The sequence below is a fragment of the Dietzia sp. 2505 genome (assembly GCF_040546785.1).
GTDB lineage: Bacteria > Actinomycetota > Actinomycetes > Mycobacteriales > Mycobacteriaceae > Dietzia.
Genome location: NZ_JBEPON010000001.1, coordinates 45,450 through 62,354, shown reverse-complemented (window position 1 = coordinate 62,354; position 16,905 = coordinate 45,450). Strand labels below are relative to the sequence as shown.

The window sequence follows — 16,905 nt, the reverse complement described above, 5'->3', positions numbered from 1 at the left end:
CCCTGCCTCCGGAGGCCATTCACGCACCGCGGAGAGCGGAGATCGCCGACGGCAACGCGCGCAGCAGATCCCCGGCCCCGATCGGCGCACCGGCCCCACCGGTGCGCCCCGCGGCGATCCGCGCGGCCTCACCGTGGGCCACCGCCGCCGCGACCGCCGGCCAGGCGACCTCCCCGCCGCAGCCCATGCCGTTCGCGAGCAACGCGCCGGCCACCCCGGACAACACGTCGCCGGAGCCCGCCGTCGCGGCCCAGGAGGAACCCGGGTCGATCGACCAGGTGGTCTCCCCGTCGTCGACCAGCGTCACCCGCCCCTTGAGCAGCACGGTCGCCGGGATACCCCGGTCGCGCAGATCCGCGACGTACCGGCGAAGAGCACCGGGCCGGTCCGTCCTGTCCCAGCCTCCGGTCAGCCTGTCGAACTCGCCGGCGTGGGGGGTGAGAAGCACCGGCGCGGTCGCGCTCCGCAACACCACGGGGTGCCCCGCGACGCAGGTGAGCGCATCGGCGTCGAGGACGGTCGGCCTCCCCCGGGCCAGGATCGCGTCGAGGTCGGCGACGGCTTCCGTCCCGGTCCCCGCCCCCGGCCCCACGACCCAGGCCTGCGCGGTCCCTGCCTCGGCGACCGACGGGTGGCACACCACCTCAGGACGGCCCGCGAGCACGTCCGCGGCGCCCGAGCCGACGTACCGGACCATCCCGGAGGTCGCCGCCACCGCCGCCGAGGCGCACAGCACGGCCGCACCGGGGAACCGTCCGGAGCCCGCACGGATGGCGACCACGCCCTGGGTGTACTTGTCGTCGTCCGGCCCCGGCACCGGCCACGCCCGACCCACCTCGGACCGGTCCGGGCGGCGCACCGTCAACGGTCCGGAGCCCATGTCCGCCAGTCCGATGTCGACCACCTCGACCCGGCCGCACGTCGGAGAGGCGAGCAGGTGGGCGCGACGCAGGGCCCCGAACGTGACGGTGACGTCGGCCCGTACGTGTGCCTCGTGCACCGTTCCGGTGTCGGCGTCCACCCCGCTCGGGAGGTCCACCGCGACGAACGGGACCCCGGCCCCGTCGAGCGCGGCGACCGCCGCCGCCGCGGGCTCCCTCAGCGGGCCCGACCCCGCCAGCCCCACGACCCCGTCGATCACGACGTCCGGAGCGCCCGCCGTTCCCGAGTCCGTGTCGGCACCGGCTGCGACCACCCGCCCCCCGGCTCCGCGTAGGGCCTGCAGGGCCCGACCGTGCACCCGGTCGGGGTCGAGCAGTACCGCCTCCACCCGACACCCCCGCCCACGCAGGATCGCGCCCGAGTAGAGGGCGTCCCCGCCGTTGTCCCCGCTCCCCACGAGAAGCACGACCGACCGGCCGTAGACCCCTCCGGTGCGCCTGCGCAGGAGCCCGGCGGTGTGGTGGGCGACGCCCGAGGCGGCGCGGCGCATCACGGCGTCCGGGTCCCCCGCCGCCACGGCCGCCTCGATGAGCGGGCGCTCGGCGGCCCGGATCGCCTCGACCGGATGCGCGCGCAACATGACGTCCACGATCCCAGACGGGATCAGACCCGGGGGCGGATCACTCCACCGTGACGGACTTGGCCAGATTGCGGGGCTTGTCCACGTCGTACCCACGGGCGGCGGCGACCTCGGCGGCGAACGCCTGGTAGGGGATGGTCGCGAGGAGCGGCTGCAGCAGGGTGGTCGAGGCCGGGATCGGGATGAAGTAGTCCGACAGCGGTCGCACCACCTCGTCCCCCTCCTCGGCGATCACGATGGTCAGGGCACCGCGGGCCCTGATCTCCTGGATGTTGCTCACGAGCTTGGAGTGCAGGACCCCGCGCCCCTCGACGGGAGGCATGACGATGAAGACGGGCAGGCCGTCCTCGATCAGGGCGATCGGACCGTGCTTGAGCTCGCCCGCCGGGAACCCCTCGGCGTGCATGTACGCCAGCTCCTTGAGCTTGAGCGCGCCCTCGAGCGCCGTCGGGTACCCGACGTGGCGGCCGAGGAACAGCACCGACTTCGATCCGGCCAGTTCCCGCGCGATCGCGCGGACCGGGTCGAGGGAGTCGACGACCTTCTGGATGGCCTCGGGCATCTTCTCGAGCTGACGGAACTCGGCCGCCACCTCATCGGGGTACTTCGTGCCCCGGGCCTGCGCCAGGGCCAGACCCACGAGATAGTTGGCGGTGATCTGGGCCAGGTACGCCTTGGTGGAGGCCACCCCGATCTCGGGGCCGGCATGGGTGTACAGCACGGCGTCGGCCTCGCGGGGGATCTGCGAGCCGTTGGTGTTGCAGACCGCCAGGACTCGGGCCTTCTGGGACTTGGCGTGCCGCACGGCCTCGAGGGTGTCGGCGGTCTCGCCCGACTGGGAGATGGCAACCACCAGGGTGGATCGATCCAACACGGGGTCCCGGTAGCGGAACTCCGAGGCGATCTCGACCTCGCAGGGTAGGCGGGTCCAGTGCTCGATGGCGTACTTGGCCACCATGCCGGAGTGGTACGCGCTGCCGCAGGCCACGATGAACACCTTGTCGATGTCCCTGAGGTCCTGGTCGCTGATCCGCTGCTCGTCGAGCACGATGCGACCGTCCTGGAAGTGGCCGAGCAGGGTGTCGGCGACCGCCGCCGGCTGCTCGGCGATCTCCTTGAGCATGAAGTAGTCGTAGCCGCCCTTCTCCGCGGCGGCGAGGTCCCAGTCGATGTGGAAGGGGCGCCCCTCGGCGGGTGCGCCGGAGAGGTCGGTGATCTCGTACCCGTCGGCCCGCAGCACCACCACGTTGTCCTGCCCGAGCTCCACCGCCTCACGGGTGTGCTCGATGAACGCCGCGACGTCCGAGCCGAGGAACATCTCGCCCTCCCCCACGCCCAGCACCAGCGGGGTCGACCGACGGGCCGCGACGAGGGTGCCCGGGTGGGCGGCGTGGCTGAAGACAAGGGTGAATGCACCCTCGAGGCGGTTCAGCACGGCCCGGCACGAGGCGACGAAGTCCCCCGCGTGCTGACCGGACGCCATCTCGCACATGAGCAGGTGCGCGGCCACTTCGGAGTCGGTGTCCGACACCAACTCGACCCCCGCGGCCTCCAGCTCGGCGCGCAGCGGGGCGAAGTTCTCGATGATGCCGTTGTGCACGATCGCCACGTCGCCGGAGACATGCGGGTGGGCGTTGCGGTCACTGGGGCGCCCGTGGGTGGCCCATCGGGTGTGTCCGATACCGGTGGTCCCCGGGAAGCTGTCTTGCCCGGCGGAGTCCAACGCCGCCTCGAGGTTGGCGAGCTTGCCCTCCTTCTTCTCCACGCGGGAGGCGCCCGAACCGTCGAGGACGGCCACGCCCGAGGAGTCGTACCCGCGGTACTCCATCCGCCGCAGGGCCTCGACCACGACAGGGAGGGCAGCCTGATGCCCGACATAACCGACGATTCCGCACATGGCCGCTAAGTGTAGCCACGCCGTGCCGACGCCCCGGCACCGTCGACCCCCCGGAGGCGATACTGTGGCCCTCGTGGCCATCAAGACCAAAGCTCTGCTCGACAAGGTGAACCGGCGGGGCCCCTACGGGGTCGACACGGGCGATCTCGGTTTCACCGGGACGCCGGGCGCGGTGTTCGTCCCGCGTGACGCGCCGTCACCCGCACCGGTGGTGGGCTTCGCCCACGACTGGACCAAGGGCCCCCGTGACTACACGGACACGCTCAAGCACCTCGCCTCGTGGGGTTTTGTCGTGGTCGCGCCCGCGACCGATCGGTCCCCCCGACCGAACCACCAACACTTCGCCGACCACCTGTCTGCCGCGATCGAGGACGTCCTGCAGGCCAGGCTCGGCCGCGGGACCGTCCGCGCGGATCCCCGCCGGATCGGGCTGGCAGGACACGGGCTCGGTGGCGGGGTCTGTGCCCTGCTGGCCTCCCAGCGCACCGATATCGGCGCGGTGGCGATGGCGTTCCCCACCGAGACCGTCCCGGCGGCCGCCGACCGGGCCATCACCATCGACGCGCCGGCCCTGCTGCTGTCGGCGTCCGGCGGGGTGCACGCCGAGGACGCGCGGGCCCTCCACCTGGCCTGGCGCGGCCAGATCGTGCACCGACGTCTCGAGAAGGCCATCGAGACCGGCCTGGTCGAGGGCGCGCCGCTGGTCAAGTACGTCGGACTCGCGGACCCGGACCGCCGGACGCAACGCGCGGTGCGCCCGCTGATGGCGGGGTATCTCCTGAGCACGCTCGCCGGCGATGCCACCTACTCGGCGTTCGCTGATCCGGAGGAGAAGCTCAAGGGCACCGTCACGGTGACCGACGCGATGCTGGACGAGGAGGACGACGACCTCGTGGCCGGGGCGCCGCCGCTGCTCAGGCTGGCGAAGAGCTTCACCGGGAGCTGAGCGGAGCGTCACCGGGAGCCGAGCGCGGCTCACCGCGCCGGGGCTCAGACCGCGGTGACGAGCCCCGCCAGTCGCTCCGCCACCTGGCGGGCGCAGTGGGCGTCCTCCGCCTCGACCATGACGCGGACCAGCTGTTCGGTGCCCGACGGACGCAGCAGCACCCTTCCCCCCGACCCCAGTCGCGCCTCCTCCTCGGCCACGGCATTGCCCACCACCGAGGACGACACGACCGCGGCCTTGTCGTCCACCGGCACGTTGATCAGCACCTGCGGCAGGACCGTCATCACGGCGGCGAGCTCGGCCAGGGGGCTACCGGTCTGGGCCATCCGGGCCATGATGCGCAGTCCTGTGAGGACCCCGTCGCCGGTTGTCGCGTGCGCGGGGAGGACGAGGTGACCGGACTGCTCACCGCCGAGGCTGTACCCGCCCTCACGGAGCCGTTCGAGGACGTAGCGGTCCCCCACCTTGGTCTCGGTGACGTGGATCCCGGCGGCCTGCATGGCCACCTTGAGACCGAGGTTGCTCATGATCGTCGCCACGAGGGTGTCTCCCACCAGCTCTCCGGAGTCCCGCATCGCCAGGGCGAGGATCGCCATGATCTGGTCACCGTCGACGACCTCGCCGGAGGCGTCGACGGCCAGGCAGCGATCGGCGTCGCCGTCGTGCGCCAGACCGAGGTCCGCACCGTGTTCGCGCACGGCGGCGCGGACGTCCTCCAGATGTGTGGAGCCGCACCCGTCGTTGATGTTGTAGCCGTCGGGGGTGGAGTGGAGTTCGATCACGGTCGCCCCCGCGTCGCGGTAGGCACGCGGCGCCGCGACGCTGGCCGCTCCGTTGGCGCAGTCGACCACCACGACCAGTCCGTCCAGCCGCCCGGGCGTGGCGTCGAGCAGGTGCCGGACGTACCCGTCCAGTGCGTCCTCCGACGACGCGCGTGAGATCCGGCCGACCGAGGCCCCGGTGGGTCCGGTGATCGTCCCCTCCGTCAGGGCACCCTCGATGCGGTCCTCCATGTGGTCGCCGAGCTTGTGCCCGCCCGCGGCGAAGAACTTGATCCCGTTGTCGGGCATCGCGTTGTGCGAGGCCGAGATGACCGCACCGAGCGCGGCGCCGTGCTGGGCCGTCAGATGGGCGACGGCCGGGGTCGGGAGCTCGCCGACACACAGGACGTCCACCCCCTGGCTGGCCAGACCCGCGGCGAGGGCCGCCTCGAGCATCTCCCCCGACGCCCGGGGGTCGCGGCCGATCACGGCCAGTGGGCGGGTCTGACCGCCCGGCACCCCGGTGGCGCCGGTCCCGGCTGCGAGCACGGAGGCGGCAGCTGCTCCGAGGCGGACGGCCAGGTCCACGGTGAGTGTCCGATTGGCGAGTCCGCGAACCCCGTCGGTGCCGAACAGTCGGGTCATGATGCGTGATCCTCCGGGGTAGTGGGACCGCCACCGCACCGGGGGCGGGTGTTGCGGACCGGGTAAGGATAGCCCCGTCCGTGAGGTCCCTTGTAAAACGAGCCAGAGCAGGCCCCCGCGATCGCGGGCGCCTGCTCTGGGGTGTCGAGCGCGGAGATCAGCGCTTCGAGTACTGCGGGGCCTTACGGGCCTTCTTGAGGCCGGCCTTCTTGCGCTCGACGGCGCGGGCGTCCCGGGTGAGGAAGCCGGCCTTCTTGAGCGCCGGGCGGTCGTCCGGCGCGTACTGGATCAGCGCGCGGGCGATGGCCAGGCGCAGCGCACCGGCCTGTCCGGAGGGGCCGCCACCGTGGAGCAGGGCGACGATGTCGAACTGCTCCTCGCGCTCGACCAGGACGAGCGGCGACTTGACGAGCTGCTGGTGCACCTTGTTCGGGAAGTACTCTTCGAGAGTGCGACCGTTGAGGGTGAACTGGCCGGAGCCGGGCATGAGGCGGACGCGGGCGACGGCCTCCTTGCGACGGCCGACCGCCTGCGTCGGACCGGAGGAGACGACCGGGGCCAGCTGGGTCTCGGCGTCGGCCACGTAGTCGGTGCCGCCGGCGTAGTCGGCCTCGCTGTAGTCCTCGGCGACCTCGGCGGCGAGTTCCGCCACCGTGTCGTCGGCGAGCTCGGCCTCGGGGGTGATGTTCTCGTCGGTCACTGGGCCACCTGCTTGATCTCGTAGGGCACGGGCTGCTGGGCGGCGTGCGGATGCTCGGGGCCCGCGTACACCTTCAGCTTGGAGGCGACGGCACGACCGAGCTTGTTGCTCGGGAGCATGCCCTTGACGGCCTTCTCGACGACACGGTCGGGGCGCGTGTCCATGGCCTTGCCGAGGGACTGCGACTTGAGCCCGCCCGGGAATCCGGAGTGACGGTGGTGCATGACGCGCTCGCGCTTGTTGGACGAGATCGCGACCTTGTCGGCGTTGATGATGATGACGAAGTCGCCGGTGTCGGCGTTCGGGGCGAACTGCGGCTTGTGCTTGCCACGGAGGATGTTGGCGACCTGCACGGCGAGTCGACCGAGAACCACATCAGTGGCGTCGATGACGTACCAGGCGCGCGTCACGTCCCCGGGCTTGGGGGTGTACGTGGACACAGGCAATACCTCTGTCTGTCTAGTGGGGCTGCCGGCCTGTCGGACGCCCACCCCCTCACGCGGCGGCCGGTGGTGACCCGCGGAGGCGGTCCGTCGATCCCGGGATACGGGGACGACACGGACGCCAGCCGCCAAGCTTACCGCCCGGCTGTCGACACTCCAACTCGCTGATCACGGGGACCGGCGCGGATCAGTTAGACTCTCCCCGGTTCCCGCCCTCGTAGCTCAGTGGATAGAGCACGGCTCTCCTAAAGCCGGTGTCGGAGGTTCGATTCCTCTCGAGGGCACCACAGCGTGAGTCCCACCATCCGACGCTCGCCCGGCCACCGCGGATACCCCTCGACACACCTCGACCAGCCCTACCGGACCACCGACGCCGTTGACAGCAATACATGCATGTATGACAATCTGTGCATGTCATGGACGACCGCCCGCCCGCGTACGATCCGGCGCCTCCCGTGACATCCGCCAGCCATGCCCGGCGGCGACCCGCCGGCGACGACCAGGAGCGACACCGATGACCGTGACCGACCACCCCACCGCCGAGCCCCACTCGCACACCCACGGACCCGGCTGCGGCCACGAGGCCGTGGTCCACGAGGACCACGTCGACTACCTGCACGACGGCCACCTGCACCGCGAGCACGACGGCCACTACGACGAGTGCACCACCTGCTCGTGTGACAACTGCACCGACAGTTGCGCGGTGTGCACCTGCACCGACTGCACCTGCGAGACCTGCAACCACAACGTGTGCTCGTGCGACAACTGCGGGGAGCGCCACGAGTGCGCGAACTGCGTGTGCGACGACTGCACCTGCCCGACCTGCAGGCACGCGGCCTGAGCTACGGGCAGGCCGCCAGACCGGCCGGACGCACCCGAGCCCGCTGATGAGTCATCAGCGGGCTCGGGTGCGTCACGGGGGTCAGCGTCGCAGGGTGGCGGCGAACGCCCCTGTCAGCGCGAGGATCGGCAGGCCGATGAACAGGTGGACTATCGCTGCGGCCAACCCGTCGAGGAACGGCACCGTCACCAGCAGCGGTAGCGCCACCGCCGCGATGATCAGCAGTCCCACCGTCCACGAGAAGAACTGCTGCGGGTTCGCCGTGCCCACCAGGAGCAGGTACCAGAGGAGCCCGGCCAGGATCGCGGCCACCGCGCCGTACACCGCGTACATGGTGGGGGTGTTGCCGCCGTTGGCCCACAGATGACCGAAGCGGCCGAACGCCGCCTCGACGACCCAGGCGATCAGCCACCCGGCGATCGCCGCCACGAGCGCCGTGGCCGCGACGCTGCCGAGGAACTTGCCCACGTCGAGCGCGGGACCGCGGGGTTCACGGCGCTCCGGGTAGGCGGCCTCGTTCGAGTAGGGCTCGTCGTACCCTGGGTCTCCGCCCATCTGCGAGTACGCGCGCGAGTCGGGTTGCCCCATGCGCCGCGTCTGGTCGTCCTGTCCGGGATACATCTGCTCTGACCGCCTCCGAATCGGTGTGGTGGTCACCGAGGGTAGTCCCTTTGTCCACCGACTTCCCGTCGGTCGGGTTTCGACCCAGGGGGTGCACCGTGTCGACGACGCGACCCGCCCGACCGCTCTTCGCGGTCGGGCGGGTCGGAATCGGTTCCGCCCGGGCGGGACGGGTCAGTGGTTGATGGTCTTCTCCACACCGACGCCAGTGAGGGAGCGGACCTCCATTTCCACCCGCTTCTGCGGGAACTCGTCCTTCTTCCCGAGGAACGTGCCGATGATGCCGAGCAGGAACGCCAGCGGAATCGACACGATGCCCGGATTGGACAGGGGGAACAGCGAGAAGTCGACACTGGTGATCATCGACTTCGGGCCACCCGAGACCGCGGGCGAGAGCGCGATCAGCACGAGCGTGCTGATCAGGCCGCCATACATGGAGAACAGCGCACCGGTGGTGTTGAACCGCTTCCAGAACAGCGAGTAGAGGATAGTCGGCAGGTTCGCCGAGGCCGCGATGGCGAAGGCGAGGGCGACGAGGAACGCGATGTTCTGCCCCATCGCCCCGATGCCCATGACGATCGACGCGATACCGATCACGACCACGGTGATCCGTGACACCCGCAGCTGGTCCTTCTCGGTGGCCTTCCCGTGCTTGAGCACTCCGTTGTAGATGTCGTGGGCGAACGATGCCGAGGCGGTGATCGCCAGGCCCGCCACCACCGCGAGGATGGTCGCGAAGGCCACCGCCGAGATGATGCCGAGGAAGATCTCCCCGCCGAGTGCGAAGGCCAGCAGCGGGGCGGCCGAGTTCACGCCGCCCGGCGCCGCCTCGATGACGTCCGATCCCACCATCGCCGCGGCACCGAAGCCGAGGACCAGGGTGAAGAGGTAGAAGGACCCGATGAGCGCGATCGCCCAGGTGACCGAGCGGCGGGCCTCCTTGGCCGTGGGGACCGTGTAGAAGCGCATCAGCACGTGGGGCAGGCCGGCGGTACCGAAGACCAGGGCGATCGACAGGGAGATGAAGTCGAGCTTGCTGGTCTCGGTGGCGCCGTACTGCAGGCCCGGGCTGAGGAGGTCCCGACCCGAGTTGGCGACGGCCTCGCCGAGGAGTGCCGAGAAGTTGCCCCGGGCCGCCACGAGGACGAACAGGCACATGATCAGCACGCCACCCACGAGCAGCACGGCCTTGACCATCTGCACGTACGTGGTGCCCTTCATACCACCGACCAGGACGTACACGATCATCAGGAGTCCGACGGCCGCGACGACGATCGCCTGGCCGGTGGAGTCGTTGATGTTGAGCAGCAGGGCGACCAGCCCGCCGGCGCCGGCCATCTGGGCGATGAGGTAGAACAGGCAGACCGCGAGAGTCGCCAGCGCGGCGGCCATGCGGACGGGCCGCTGGTTGAGACGGAAGCTCAGCACGTCGGCCATGGTGAACCGACCGGTGTTCCGCATCAGCTCGGCGACGAGCATCAACGCGACCAGCCACGCCACCAGGAAGCCGATGGAGTAGAGGAAGCCGTCGTAACCGTTGATGGCGATGGCACCGGCGATGCCCAGGAACGAGGCCGCCGAGAGGTAGTCGCCGGCGATCGCGAACCCGTTCTGCGGCCCCGTGAAGGTGGAGCCACCGGTGTAGAAGTCCTTGGTCGACTTGGTCGACTTGGACGCCCGCAGCACGAGCGTCATCGTGACGACGATGAAGATGCCGAACACGACCATGTTGAGCAGCGTGGATCCGACCTGCTCCCCCGGGGTGAGCTCCCGGATGTTGATCAGCCAGTCGCCCATCAGGCCACCTCACCTTCCAGCTCGTGGCGGATCGCTGCCGCGCGGGGGTCGATCACGCGGTTGGCGAACCGGATGTACAGGAACGTGATGAGGAACGTCGTGACGAACTGTGCCAGCCCGATGATCAGACCCCAGGTGATGTTCCCGAAAACCCTGGTTCCCATGAAGTCGGTCGCGTAGACCGCCAGTAGCACGTACAGGAAGTACCAGACGAGGAAGGCGATCGTCATGGGGAAGACGAAGGCCCTGAACTTGCTGCGCAACTCCTGGAATTCCGGGCTGGAGTGCATCGCCTCGAAGTCGGCCGCTTCCGGGCTGCGTCGTGACGATCCTCCCACCGGGGGATCAGCTGGTTGGGACACGGAGGTCCTCCGTTTCAGTTCTCTCGAGCCACACCTCTGTAGTGATGCGCCTCACAGACTAGGACGGGAGAAGTGTGACACGGGACACAAGGGTTTGCCGAGGTGAATCCGCCGCGGCGGGCCTGCAGAGGCAAAGGCACTGGTGAAACCACCCCTATCGGGGGGCGAAGCCACCTAATCCGGGGGGGTCGGAGTGCGGGTCAGGCAGCGCCCCGTCGGCCGACCGCGGCGGCGAACACCCGGACGATCTCGTCGGTCGTCTGCGCGATGTGACTGCTCCCCCCGGTCACCCGGGCGATCTCGGCCAGGGTGTCGGGGTCGGCGTCGTCGAGCAGGCCGACGGTCACCACGATCACCGGCTCGGACGGGTCGACCATCTCCCGGAGTGCGAGGAGGAACTCGTCCCGGGTCAGCTCCGACACCGTGTCGTCGGCCCCGTCGGAGATCACGATGATCGAGTTGATCATGCCGGGGTCGTAGCCCGACCGGACCGCCGCGTAGGCGTCGAGCACGGTCCGGTGGAGATCTGTCCCTCCACCGACCAGCTCGGGAAGCGACGCCAGGGCGCCCGCCAGCGAATCGCGGTGGCTCCCCTCGGGGGTGGGGACGTCGAGGCGGCTGATCGGGGCGACCTCACGGTAGGGGCGCCCGTCCAGGCCCGCGTCCCCACCGAAGGCCCACAGACCGAGAGCGGCGTCGTCGGGGAACTGCGCGAGTCCCGCGTCGGCGGTCTCGACGAGTGTCCGGATCCGGGTGACCCCGGTGTCCGCCATGGCGAACCCCATTGAGCCCGAGGTGTCCACCAGAACGAGTGACCGTCCGGGCATGGCGAGCAGCCGCCACCGTTGGAGCGCGCCGTGCAGGCGGTTCGGGTCGCGGACCACCAGGGCCTCGACCTCCCCGACCCCGGCCCCTCCGGCGAGCGGTGACCTGTCGGCGACCCGGAATCCGTCCTCGGCGAGGCCGGAGGAGAACTCGGGCGAGCCGGTGGCGGCGCGCAGTTCCTCGGCTGCTCCGACGACCTCGTCCCTGCGCACCGGGTCCTGGGTGGTGACGGCGAGGGGGTACCCGAGGAACACGGCACCGGTGCGCGGCGCGGTCAGGACGAGGTCCGCCTCCGGTGCGTCACGTCGGGCGGTCTCGGCGTTCTGCTCGGTCACGATGGCGGCACCGCCTGTCACCGTCACCCGGTCGAGCAACTCGCGGGCGGTCGGTGGCACATCCACGCGCCCCGCCTGGCCCTGCGCGAGCGCGGCCATGGAGGCGGCGAGCGCCTCCGGGGTCGAGCGCATCGACTCGACCTCGGAGGTCGCAGCGAGAATGGGGGCGTCCGCGATACCGGACCGGACCGGGTCCCCCATCGCCAGTCCCGGCGTCGCGAGCGCCGAGGTCCACGTGGGCATGTCCGGTCCGGGCCCACGCGAGGCGATGATCACCGGGGTCGACGCGGTGGAGTTGAGAACGGTCTCGAACGGGATCTGGACGTCCTGGGAGAGTTGCGCGAGCCGGATCGCCGAATCGGGGACCCAGATGTCCGGGAGGGACTGACGGGCGGCGACCCGAGCCGCCATGTCGGCGGACGAGACCGCCGAGACCTCATACGAAAAGCATCCCCCCGCCTCGTCCGCGAGGGTCTCGATGTGCGCGAGGATATCCGGCTCGGCGGCCACGGTGACATCGGCGGCGTCGACGCAGAAGCCTCCCACCCCGGCCCTGGACAGGCCCGCGACCACGACCCCGATCACGAGGACCGCCGCCAGGAGTCCCAACCCCACGTGGACGACCCTGCGCGCCGTCGACCTCTCCCTCTGCGTCGACGCACTGTGCCTGGCGGCCATCCGCGGCTCTCCCCCTGCAGTCACCGGACCCCGGGGCGTATGCCAGTCGCCACGTCGGCGGGATCCGGGCGCTGGAATGGTATCCGTCCGGCCCCGCTGACGGTCAGGTCATCTCCCGCGGAACACGGGAGGCCTCTTCTCCTCGCGCGCGGCGCGTGCCTCGGCCATGTCCTCGCTGTGCCAGGCCAGCTGCTGCAGCTCGGTGTGCTCGTCGCGCGGCAGGAGTCGCGCGTCGTCGTCGTTGATCACGGACTTGATGTGCCGGAGGCTGAGCGGGGCAAATCGCGCGATCTCGGCCGCCAGCTCCATCGCGGTGTCCAGGCCGCCGATCTCGTTGGCCAACCCGATCCGGGCCGCCTCCTCCGCCCCGACCGGGCGCGCGGTCATGAGCACCGACCGCGCGTGCCCGCCCCCGACGACGTTGGCGAGCCGCTTGATCGTCCAGTTGTCCAGTGCGAGGCCCACCTTGACCACGGGGACGGCGAAGACCGCGCCGGGTGCCACCACGCGGAGGTCCGCGGCCAGGGCGAGCTGGACCCCCGCGCCCACGGCGGGCCCGTTGACGGCCGCGATCACGGGGACCGGGACCGACTCGACCGCCCTGAGCATCCCCGCGTGGGCGTCGTAGAAGTTGAGGTTGTACACGCCGCCGGACAGGTCGGCGCCGGCGCAGAAGGCCGTCCCCGCCCCCGTCACGACGATCGCGCGGACCGGGTCCTCACCCTCGGCCGCGGCACCCGCGGACTCGATCGCCTCCCGCAGGGCCGTACACACCTCCGCGTCGAGGGCGTTGCGGGTGCTGTGCCGGTCGATGGTGACGACGGCGACGGAACCGTCCCTGCGTGTGTCGATCATGGCGGCGGGGCCTCCTGGTACGTCGCGGTCCGGTGCGCCGCGGGGGTACTACCCTGCACCCCGCGACCGACGATACCTGCTGGTGAACGCGCCCACCGTACGATGCGTCCATGGCACGAACCGGAGCTCTGCAGATCCTCGACATGGTCCTCGACGACGGTTCGTTCCGGTCCTGGGACTCCGCTCCGCTGCGCTCGCCCCAGGTCGACTCGGTCCCTGGCTACGAGGCCTCCCTCGAGCGCGCGGCGCGGGACTCCGGGGTGGACGAGTCCGTCATCACCGGCGAAGGGCGCCTGCTGGGCCGGCGGGTCGTGTTCATCGCCTGCGAGTTCGACTTCCTGGCCGGGTCGATCGGCATCGCGGCGGCCGAGCGGATCGTCTCCGCGATCGAGCGTGCCACCGCTGAACGGCTGCCGATCCTGGCCTCCCCGACGTCGGGTGGGACCCGAATGCAGGAGGGCACCATCGCCTTCCTGCAGATGGTCAAGATCTCCGCCGCAGTCGCCGGGCACAAGTCGGCGGGACTGCCCTACCTCGTGTACCTGCGTCATCCGACCACCGGAGGCGTGTTCGCCTCCTGGGGTTCGTTGGGCCACGTCTCCGTCGCCGAGCCCGGCGCGCTGATCGGGTTCCTCGGGCCGCGGGTGTACGAGGCGCTCTACGACGCGCCCTTCCCCGAGGGCGTCCAGGTCTCGGAGAACCTCGCCCGCCGCGGGATGATCGACGGAGTGCTCCCTCCCGAGGAGGTCCGGGACCTCACCGCCCGGGCACTGCGTGTGCTCTGTGAGGACCCGCCGTCCGAGGACGAGCCGGCGCCGCCGCACGGTCCCGTCCCCGAGCCGGAGAGCGACGACGCCGCACCGCCGGACGCGTGGGACGCCATCGTCCGCTCCCGCCGCGCCGACCGCCCCGGCGCCCGGTCGTTCCTGGAGCACGTCGCCCCGGACCGGGTCCCGCTCTCGGGCACCGGGCAGGGCGAGGACAGCGGATCCCTGCTGCTGTCCCTCGCCCGGTTCCGGGGCCAGTCCGCGGTCGTGCTGGCCCAGGACCGTGACGCGGAGAGCGAGACGAGCCCGCTCGGCCCGTCCGCGCTGCGGTCCGCGCGGCGGGGGATGCGGATCGCCGCCGAGGTCGGGGTCCCGCTGGTCCTGCTCATCGACACCCGCGGTGCCGCGTTGTCCCGCGAGGCCGAGGAGGGCGGCCTCGCGGGCGAGATCGCCCGCAGCCTGGCCGATCTGGTGACGCTGCCCACCCCGACGGTCTCGGTGATCCTCGGCCAGGGCACGGGCGGTGCCGCGTTGGCGATGCTCCCGGCCGACCGGGTGTTGTGCGCCCGACACGGGTGGCTCGCCCCGCTCCCACCCGAGGGGGCGAGCGCGATCCTGTACCACGAGACCTCCCGGGCGCCCGAGGTGGCGCGGTCGCAGGGCATCACCTCGGCCGACCTCCTGCGTGCGGGGATCGTGGACGTGGTGGTACCCGAGCGACCCGACGCGGCGGACGAGCCGGACGCCTTCTGCGACCGGCTGGCCGACGCCGTCGCCGCGGCTCTTCTCGAGGTCCGGAGGCGTCCCCCCGAGCGGAGGTACGCGGAGCGGATGTCCCGCTATCGGGACCTCGGCCTGAGACTAGAGTGAAGCGCGTCACAGGCCGTCGGCGCTGATCGGGGGCTTCACTCCGCACGAGAGGGACTCACCCGATGTCGGACCCCACGACCTCGTCGACCTATGCCGAGGCCCACCGGCTCTCGATCACCGATCCTGACGCCTTCTGGCTGGAGGCCGCCGGGGGGATCGACTGGACCACTCCCCCCACCACCGCTGTCGACGGCTCGCGGCCCCCGTTCTACCGGTGGTTCCCCGACGGTGAGCTCAACACCTCCTACAACTGCATCGACCGCCACGTCGAGGCGGGACGCGGGGATCAGGCAGCGTTCATCTACGACTCGGCGGTGACCGGGGCCAAGGAGACCATCACCTACTCACAACTGCTGGACCAGGTCGAGGCCTTCGCGGGCGTGCTCGCCGCCGAGGGCGTGGGGCGCGGGGACCGGGTCGTCATCTACATGCCGATGGTCCCGCGCGCCGCGGTGGCGATGCTCGCGTGCGCCCGTCTCGGTGCCGTGCACTCCGTGGTGTTCGGGGGCTTCGCCGCGCCGGAGTTGGCCATCCGGATCGACGACGCCCGTCCGAAGGTCGTGGTGACGTCGCCCGGCGGGATCGAACCCACCCGCAAGGTCCCCTACTTCCCCATGGTCGCCAAGGCCCTGGAACTCACCCGTCACTCCCCGGGCGCCGTGATCGTGGCCGGCCGACCGGACCAGTTCCCGGACGAGAGCTTCCCCGAGACCCCGGGCACCACCTGGACCGACTGGGACCGGGCCGTCGACGCCTCGGAACCGGCCGCGCCGGTCCCCGTCAGGGCGACGGACCCGCTCTACATCCTGTACACCTCCGGGACGACGGGCCTACCCAAGGGCGTGGTCCGCGACAACGGTGGCCACGCGGTCGCGCTGGCGTGGTCGATGTGGAACGTCTACGGGGTCCGCCCCGGGGAGGTGTGGTGGACGGCCTCGGATGTCGGCTGGGTGGTCGGGCACTCCTACATCGTGTACGGGCCCCTGCTGGTGGGCGCGACGTCCATCATCTACGAGGGCAAGCCAGTCGGTACCCCGGACGCCGGCGCGTTCTGGCGGGTACTCGCCGAGCATCGGGCCACCGCGCTGTTCACCGCCCCCACGGCCGTCCGCGCCATCCGCAAGGAGGACCCGGAGGGCGGTGAGATCGCCAGGTACGACCTGTCCGCCATGCGCACCCTGTTCTGTGCGGGCGAGCGTCTGGACCCGGACACCTACCGGTGGGCCACGGAGAAGCTGGACAAGCCCGTGGTGGACAACTGGTGGCAGACCGAGACGGGCTGGCCCATCGCCTCTAACCTGCGCGGACTCGAGCCGATGCCGATCAAGCCCGGGTCCCCGACGGTCCCCGTGCCCGGGTACGACCTGCACGTCCTGGACTCCCGGGGCACTCCCCTCCCCGCCGGGGAGGAGGGCAACCTGGCGATCCGCCTCCCGATGGCGCCGGGCACCCTGTCGGGCCTGTGGGACGACGACGAGAGGTTCATCTCCTCGTACATGTCCGTCTTCGACGGGTACTACTCCACCGGGGACGGCGGGTATGTCGATTCCGACGGGTACGTCTACGTGATGGGCCGGACCGACGACGTGATCAACGTCGCCGGACACCGCCTGTCGACGGGCTCCATGGAGGCCGTGATCGCCACCCATCCCGCCGTCGCCGAGGCGGCCGTCATCGGGGTGAAGGACGAGCTCAAGGGTCAGCGGCCGGTCGGTTACGTGGTCCTCAAGTCCGGTCAGGTCCGCGACCCGGAGGAGTTGCGCGCCGAGTTGGTGGCGATGGTCCGCGAGGAGATCGGCGCGGTGGCCACCTTCCGCGACTGCACGGTCGTGCAGGGCCTGCCCAAGACCCGCTCGGGCAAGATCCTGCGCAAGACGATGCGGCAGATCGCGGACGGGCAGGAGAACGTCACCGTCCCGTCGACGATCGAGGACCCGGCCGTGCTCGAGGCACTCGCACCGTTCCTCCGGCAGGAGGGGTAGGGCGCTCGGGCCGGGCCCCGCACACGAGGACGCCCCGACTCCCACGCGGGGGTCGGGG

General features: G+C 71.0%; 14 protein-coding genes and 1 tRNA gene. 5 read left to right on the top strand and 10 right to left on the bottom strand.

What is annotated here, in order from left to right; all coding sequences use genetic code 11:
• Positions 1-19: 19 nt before the first annotated feature.
• Entirely contained in the window at positions 20-1,522 is a 1,503-nt protein-coding gene (locus ABIE38_RS00270) for a bifunctional ADP-dependent NAD(P)H-hydrate dehydratase/NAD(P)H-hydrate epimerase (protein ID WP_354053477.1), read from the bottom strand.
• 40 nt (positions 1,523-1,562) lie between these two features.
• Entirely contained in the window at positions 1,563-3,419 is a 1,857-nt protein-coding gene (glmS, locus tag ABIE38_RS00265) for a glutamine--fructose-6-phosphate transaminase (isomerizing) (protein WP_354053476.1), read from the bottom strand.
• 73 nt (positions 3,420-3,492) lie between these two features.
• Here glmS and ABIE38_RS00260 point away from each other — a divergent pair, with 73 nt between their 5' ends.
• Complete coding sequence (locus tag ABIE38_RS00260; RefSeq protein WP_354053475.1) at positions 3,493-4,365, top strand: dienelactone hydrolase family protein; 873 nt, start codon at positions 3,493-3,495, stop codon at positions 4,363-4,365.
• A 44-nt stretch (positions 4,366-4,409) separates the two neighbouring features.
• On the opposite strand, the gene glmM is transcribed toward ABIE38_RS00260, so the two are convergent.
• The 3 genes from glmM to rplM all read right to left on the bottom strand — a co-directional run bounded on the left by glmM (position 4,410) and on the right by rplM (position 6,911).
• A complete protein-coding gene (glmM, locus tag ABIE38_RS00255) occupies positions 4,410-5,771 on the bottom strand; it encodes a phosphoglucosamine mutase (protein WP_354053474.1) in 1,362 nt (453 codons plus the stop codon).
• 157 nt (positions 5,772-5,928) lie between these two features.
• Positions 5,929-6,471, bottom strand: coding sequence for a 30S ribosomal protein S9 (rpsI, locus tag ABIE38_RS00250; protein WP_179524679.1), 543 nt, complete (start codon positions 6,469-6,471; stop codon positions 5,929-5,931).
• The gene (gene rplM, locus ABIE38_RS00245; RefSeq protein WP_107748654.1) at positions 6,468-6,911 is read right to left on the bottom strand and encodes a 50S ribosomal protein L13; all 444 of its coding nucleotides are present in this window, start codon (positions 6,909-6,911) and stop codon (positions 6,468-6,470) included. The genes rpsI and rplM overlap by 4 nt, the downstream gene beginning before the upstream one ends.
• Positions 6,912-7,125: 214 nt before the next feature.
• Between rplM and ABIE38_RS00240 the strand changes: the two genes are divergently transcribed.
• Positions 7,126-7,201: transfer RNA gene (locus ABIE38_RS00240), tRNA-Arg, on the top strand.
• Between the two features lie 227 nt (positions 7,202-7,428).
• Positions 7,429-7,755, top strand: coding sequence for a hypothetical protein (locus ABIE38_RS00235; RefSeq protein WP_354053473.1), 327 nt, complete (start codon positions 7,429-7,431; stop codon positions 7,753-7,755).
• Between the two features lie 81 nt (positions 7,756-7,836).
• On the opposite strand, the gene ABIE38_RS00230 is transcribed toward ABIE38_RS00235, so the two are convergent.
• The 5 genes from ABIE38_RS00230 to ABIE38_RS00210 all read right to left on the bottom strand — a co-directional run bounded on the left by ABIE38_RS00230 (position 7,837) and on the right by ABIE38_RS00210 (position 13,228).
• Positions 7,837-8,376, bottom strand: coding sequence for a hypothetical protein (locus tag ABIE38_RS00230; protein ID WP_354053472.1), 540 nt, complete (start codon positions 8,374-8,376; stop codon positions 7,837-7,839).
• Between the two features lie 174 nt (positions 8,377-8,550).
• Positions 8,551-10,173, bottom strand: coding sequence for a monocarboxylic acid transporter (locus tag ABIE38_RS00225; RefSeq protein ID WP_354053471.1), 1,623 nt, complete (start codon positions 10,171-10,173; stop codon positions 8,551-8,553).
• Complete coding sequence (locus tag ABIE38_RS00220; RefSeq protein ID WP_354054053.1) at positions 10,173-10,463, bottom strand: DUF485 domain-containing protein; 291 nt, start codon at positions 10,461-10,463, stop codon at positions 10,173-10,175. The genes ABIE38_RS00225 and ABIE38_RS00220 overlap by 1 nt, the downstream gene beginning before the upstream one ends.
• Positions 10,464-10,735: 272 nt before the next feature.
• Complete coding sequence (locus tag ABIE38_RS00215; protein WP_354053470.1) at positions 10,736-12,373, bottom strand: hypothetical protein; 1,638 nt, start codon at positions 12,371-12,373, stop codon at positions 10,736-10,738.
• A 108-nt stretch (positions 12,374-12,481) separates the two neighbouring features.
• Positions 12,482-13,228, bottom strand: coding sequence for an enoyl-CoA hydratase (locus ABIE38_RS00210; RefSeq protein WP_354053469.1), 747 nt, complete (start codon positions 13,226-13,228; stop codon positions 12,482-12,484).
• A gap of 110 nt (positions 13,229-13,338) precedes the next feature.
• On the opposite strand from ABIE38_RS00210, the gene ABIE38_RS00205 reads away from it, so the two are divergent.
• Both ABIE38_RS00205 and ABIE38_RS00200 read left to right on the top strand, forming a co-directional pair.
• Positions 13,339-14,865: a carboxyl transferase domain-containing protein gene (locus ABIE38_RS00205; protein ID WP_354053468.1), complete on the top strand. Its 1,527-nt coding sequence runs from the start codon at positions 13,339-13,341 to the stop codon at positions 14,863-14,865.
• Between the two features lie 62 nt (positions 14,866-14,927).
• Complete coding sequence (locus ABIE38_RS00200) at positions 14,928-16,847, top strand: propionyl-CoA synthetase (RefSeq protein ID WP_354053467.1); 1,920 nt, start codon at positions 14,928-14,930, stop codon at positions 16,845-16,847.
• Positions 16,848-16,905: the final 58 nt, after the last annotated feature.

Bases quoted from the DNA above. Each gene is read 5' to 3' on its own strand.
- ABIE38_RS00270 (WP_354053477.1), bottom strand. From the start codon at position 1,522: ATGTTGCGCGCGCATCCGGTCGAGGCGATCCGGGCCGCCGAGCGCCCG.
- glmS (WP_354053476.1), bottom strand. From the start codon at position 3,419: ATGTGCGGAATCGTCGGTTATGTCGGGCATCAGGCTGCCCTCCCTGTC.
- glmM (WP_354053474.1), bottom strand. From the start codon at position 5,771: ATGACCCGACTGTTCGGCACCGACGGGGTTCGCGGACTCGCCAATCGG.
- ABIE38_RS00235 (WP_354053473.1), top strand. From the start codon at position 7,429: ATGACCGTGACCGACCACCCCACCGCCGAGCCCCACTCGCACACCCAC.
- ABIE38_RS00230 (WP_354053472.1), bottom strand. From the start codon at position 8,376: ATGTATCCCGGACAGGACGACCAGACGCGGCGCATGGGGCAACCCGAC.
- ABIE38_RS00225 (WP_354053471.1), bottom strand. From the start codon at position 10,173: ATGGGCGACTGGCTGATCAACATCCGGGAGCTCACCCCGGGGGAGCAG.
- ABIE38_RS00220 (WP_354054053.1), bottom strand. From the start codon at position 10,463: ATGCACTCCAGCCCGGAATTCCAGGAGTTGCGCAGCAAGTTCAGGGCC.
- ABIE38_RS00215 (WP_354053470.1), bottom strand. From the start codon at position 12,373: ATGGCCGCCAGGCACAGTGCGTCGACGCAGAGGGAGAGGTCGACGGCG.
- ABIE38_RS00210 (WP_354053469.1), bottom strand. From the start codon at position 13,228: ATGATCGACACACGCAGGGACGGTTCCGTCGCCGTCGTCACCATCGAC.
- ABIE38_RS00205 (WP_354053468.1), top strand. From the start codon at position 13,339: ATGGCACGAACCGGAGCTCTGCAGATCCTCGACATGGTCCTCGACGAC.
- ABIE38_RS00200 (WP_354053467.1), top strand. From the start codon at position 14,928: ATGTCGGACCCCACGACCTCGTCGACCTATGCCGAGGCCCACCGGCTC.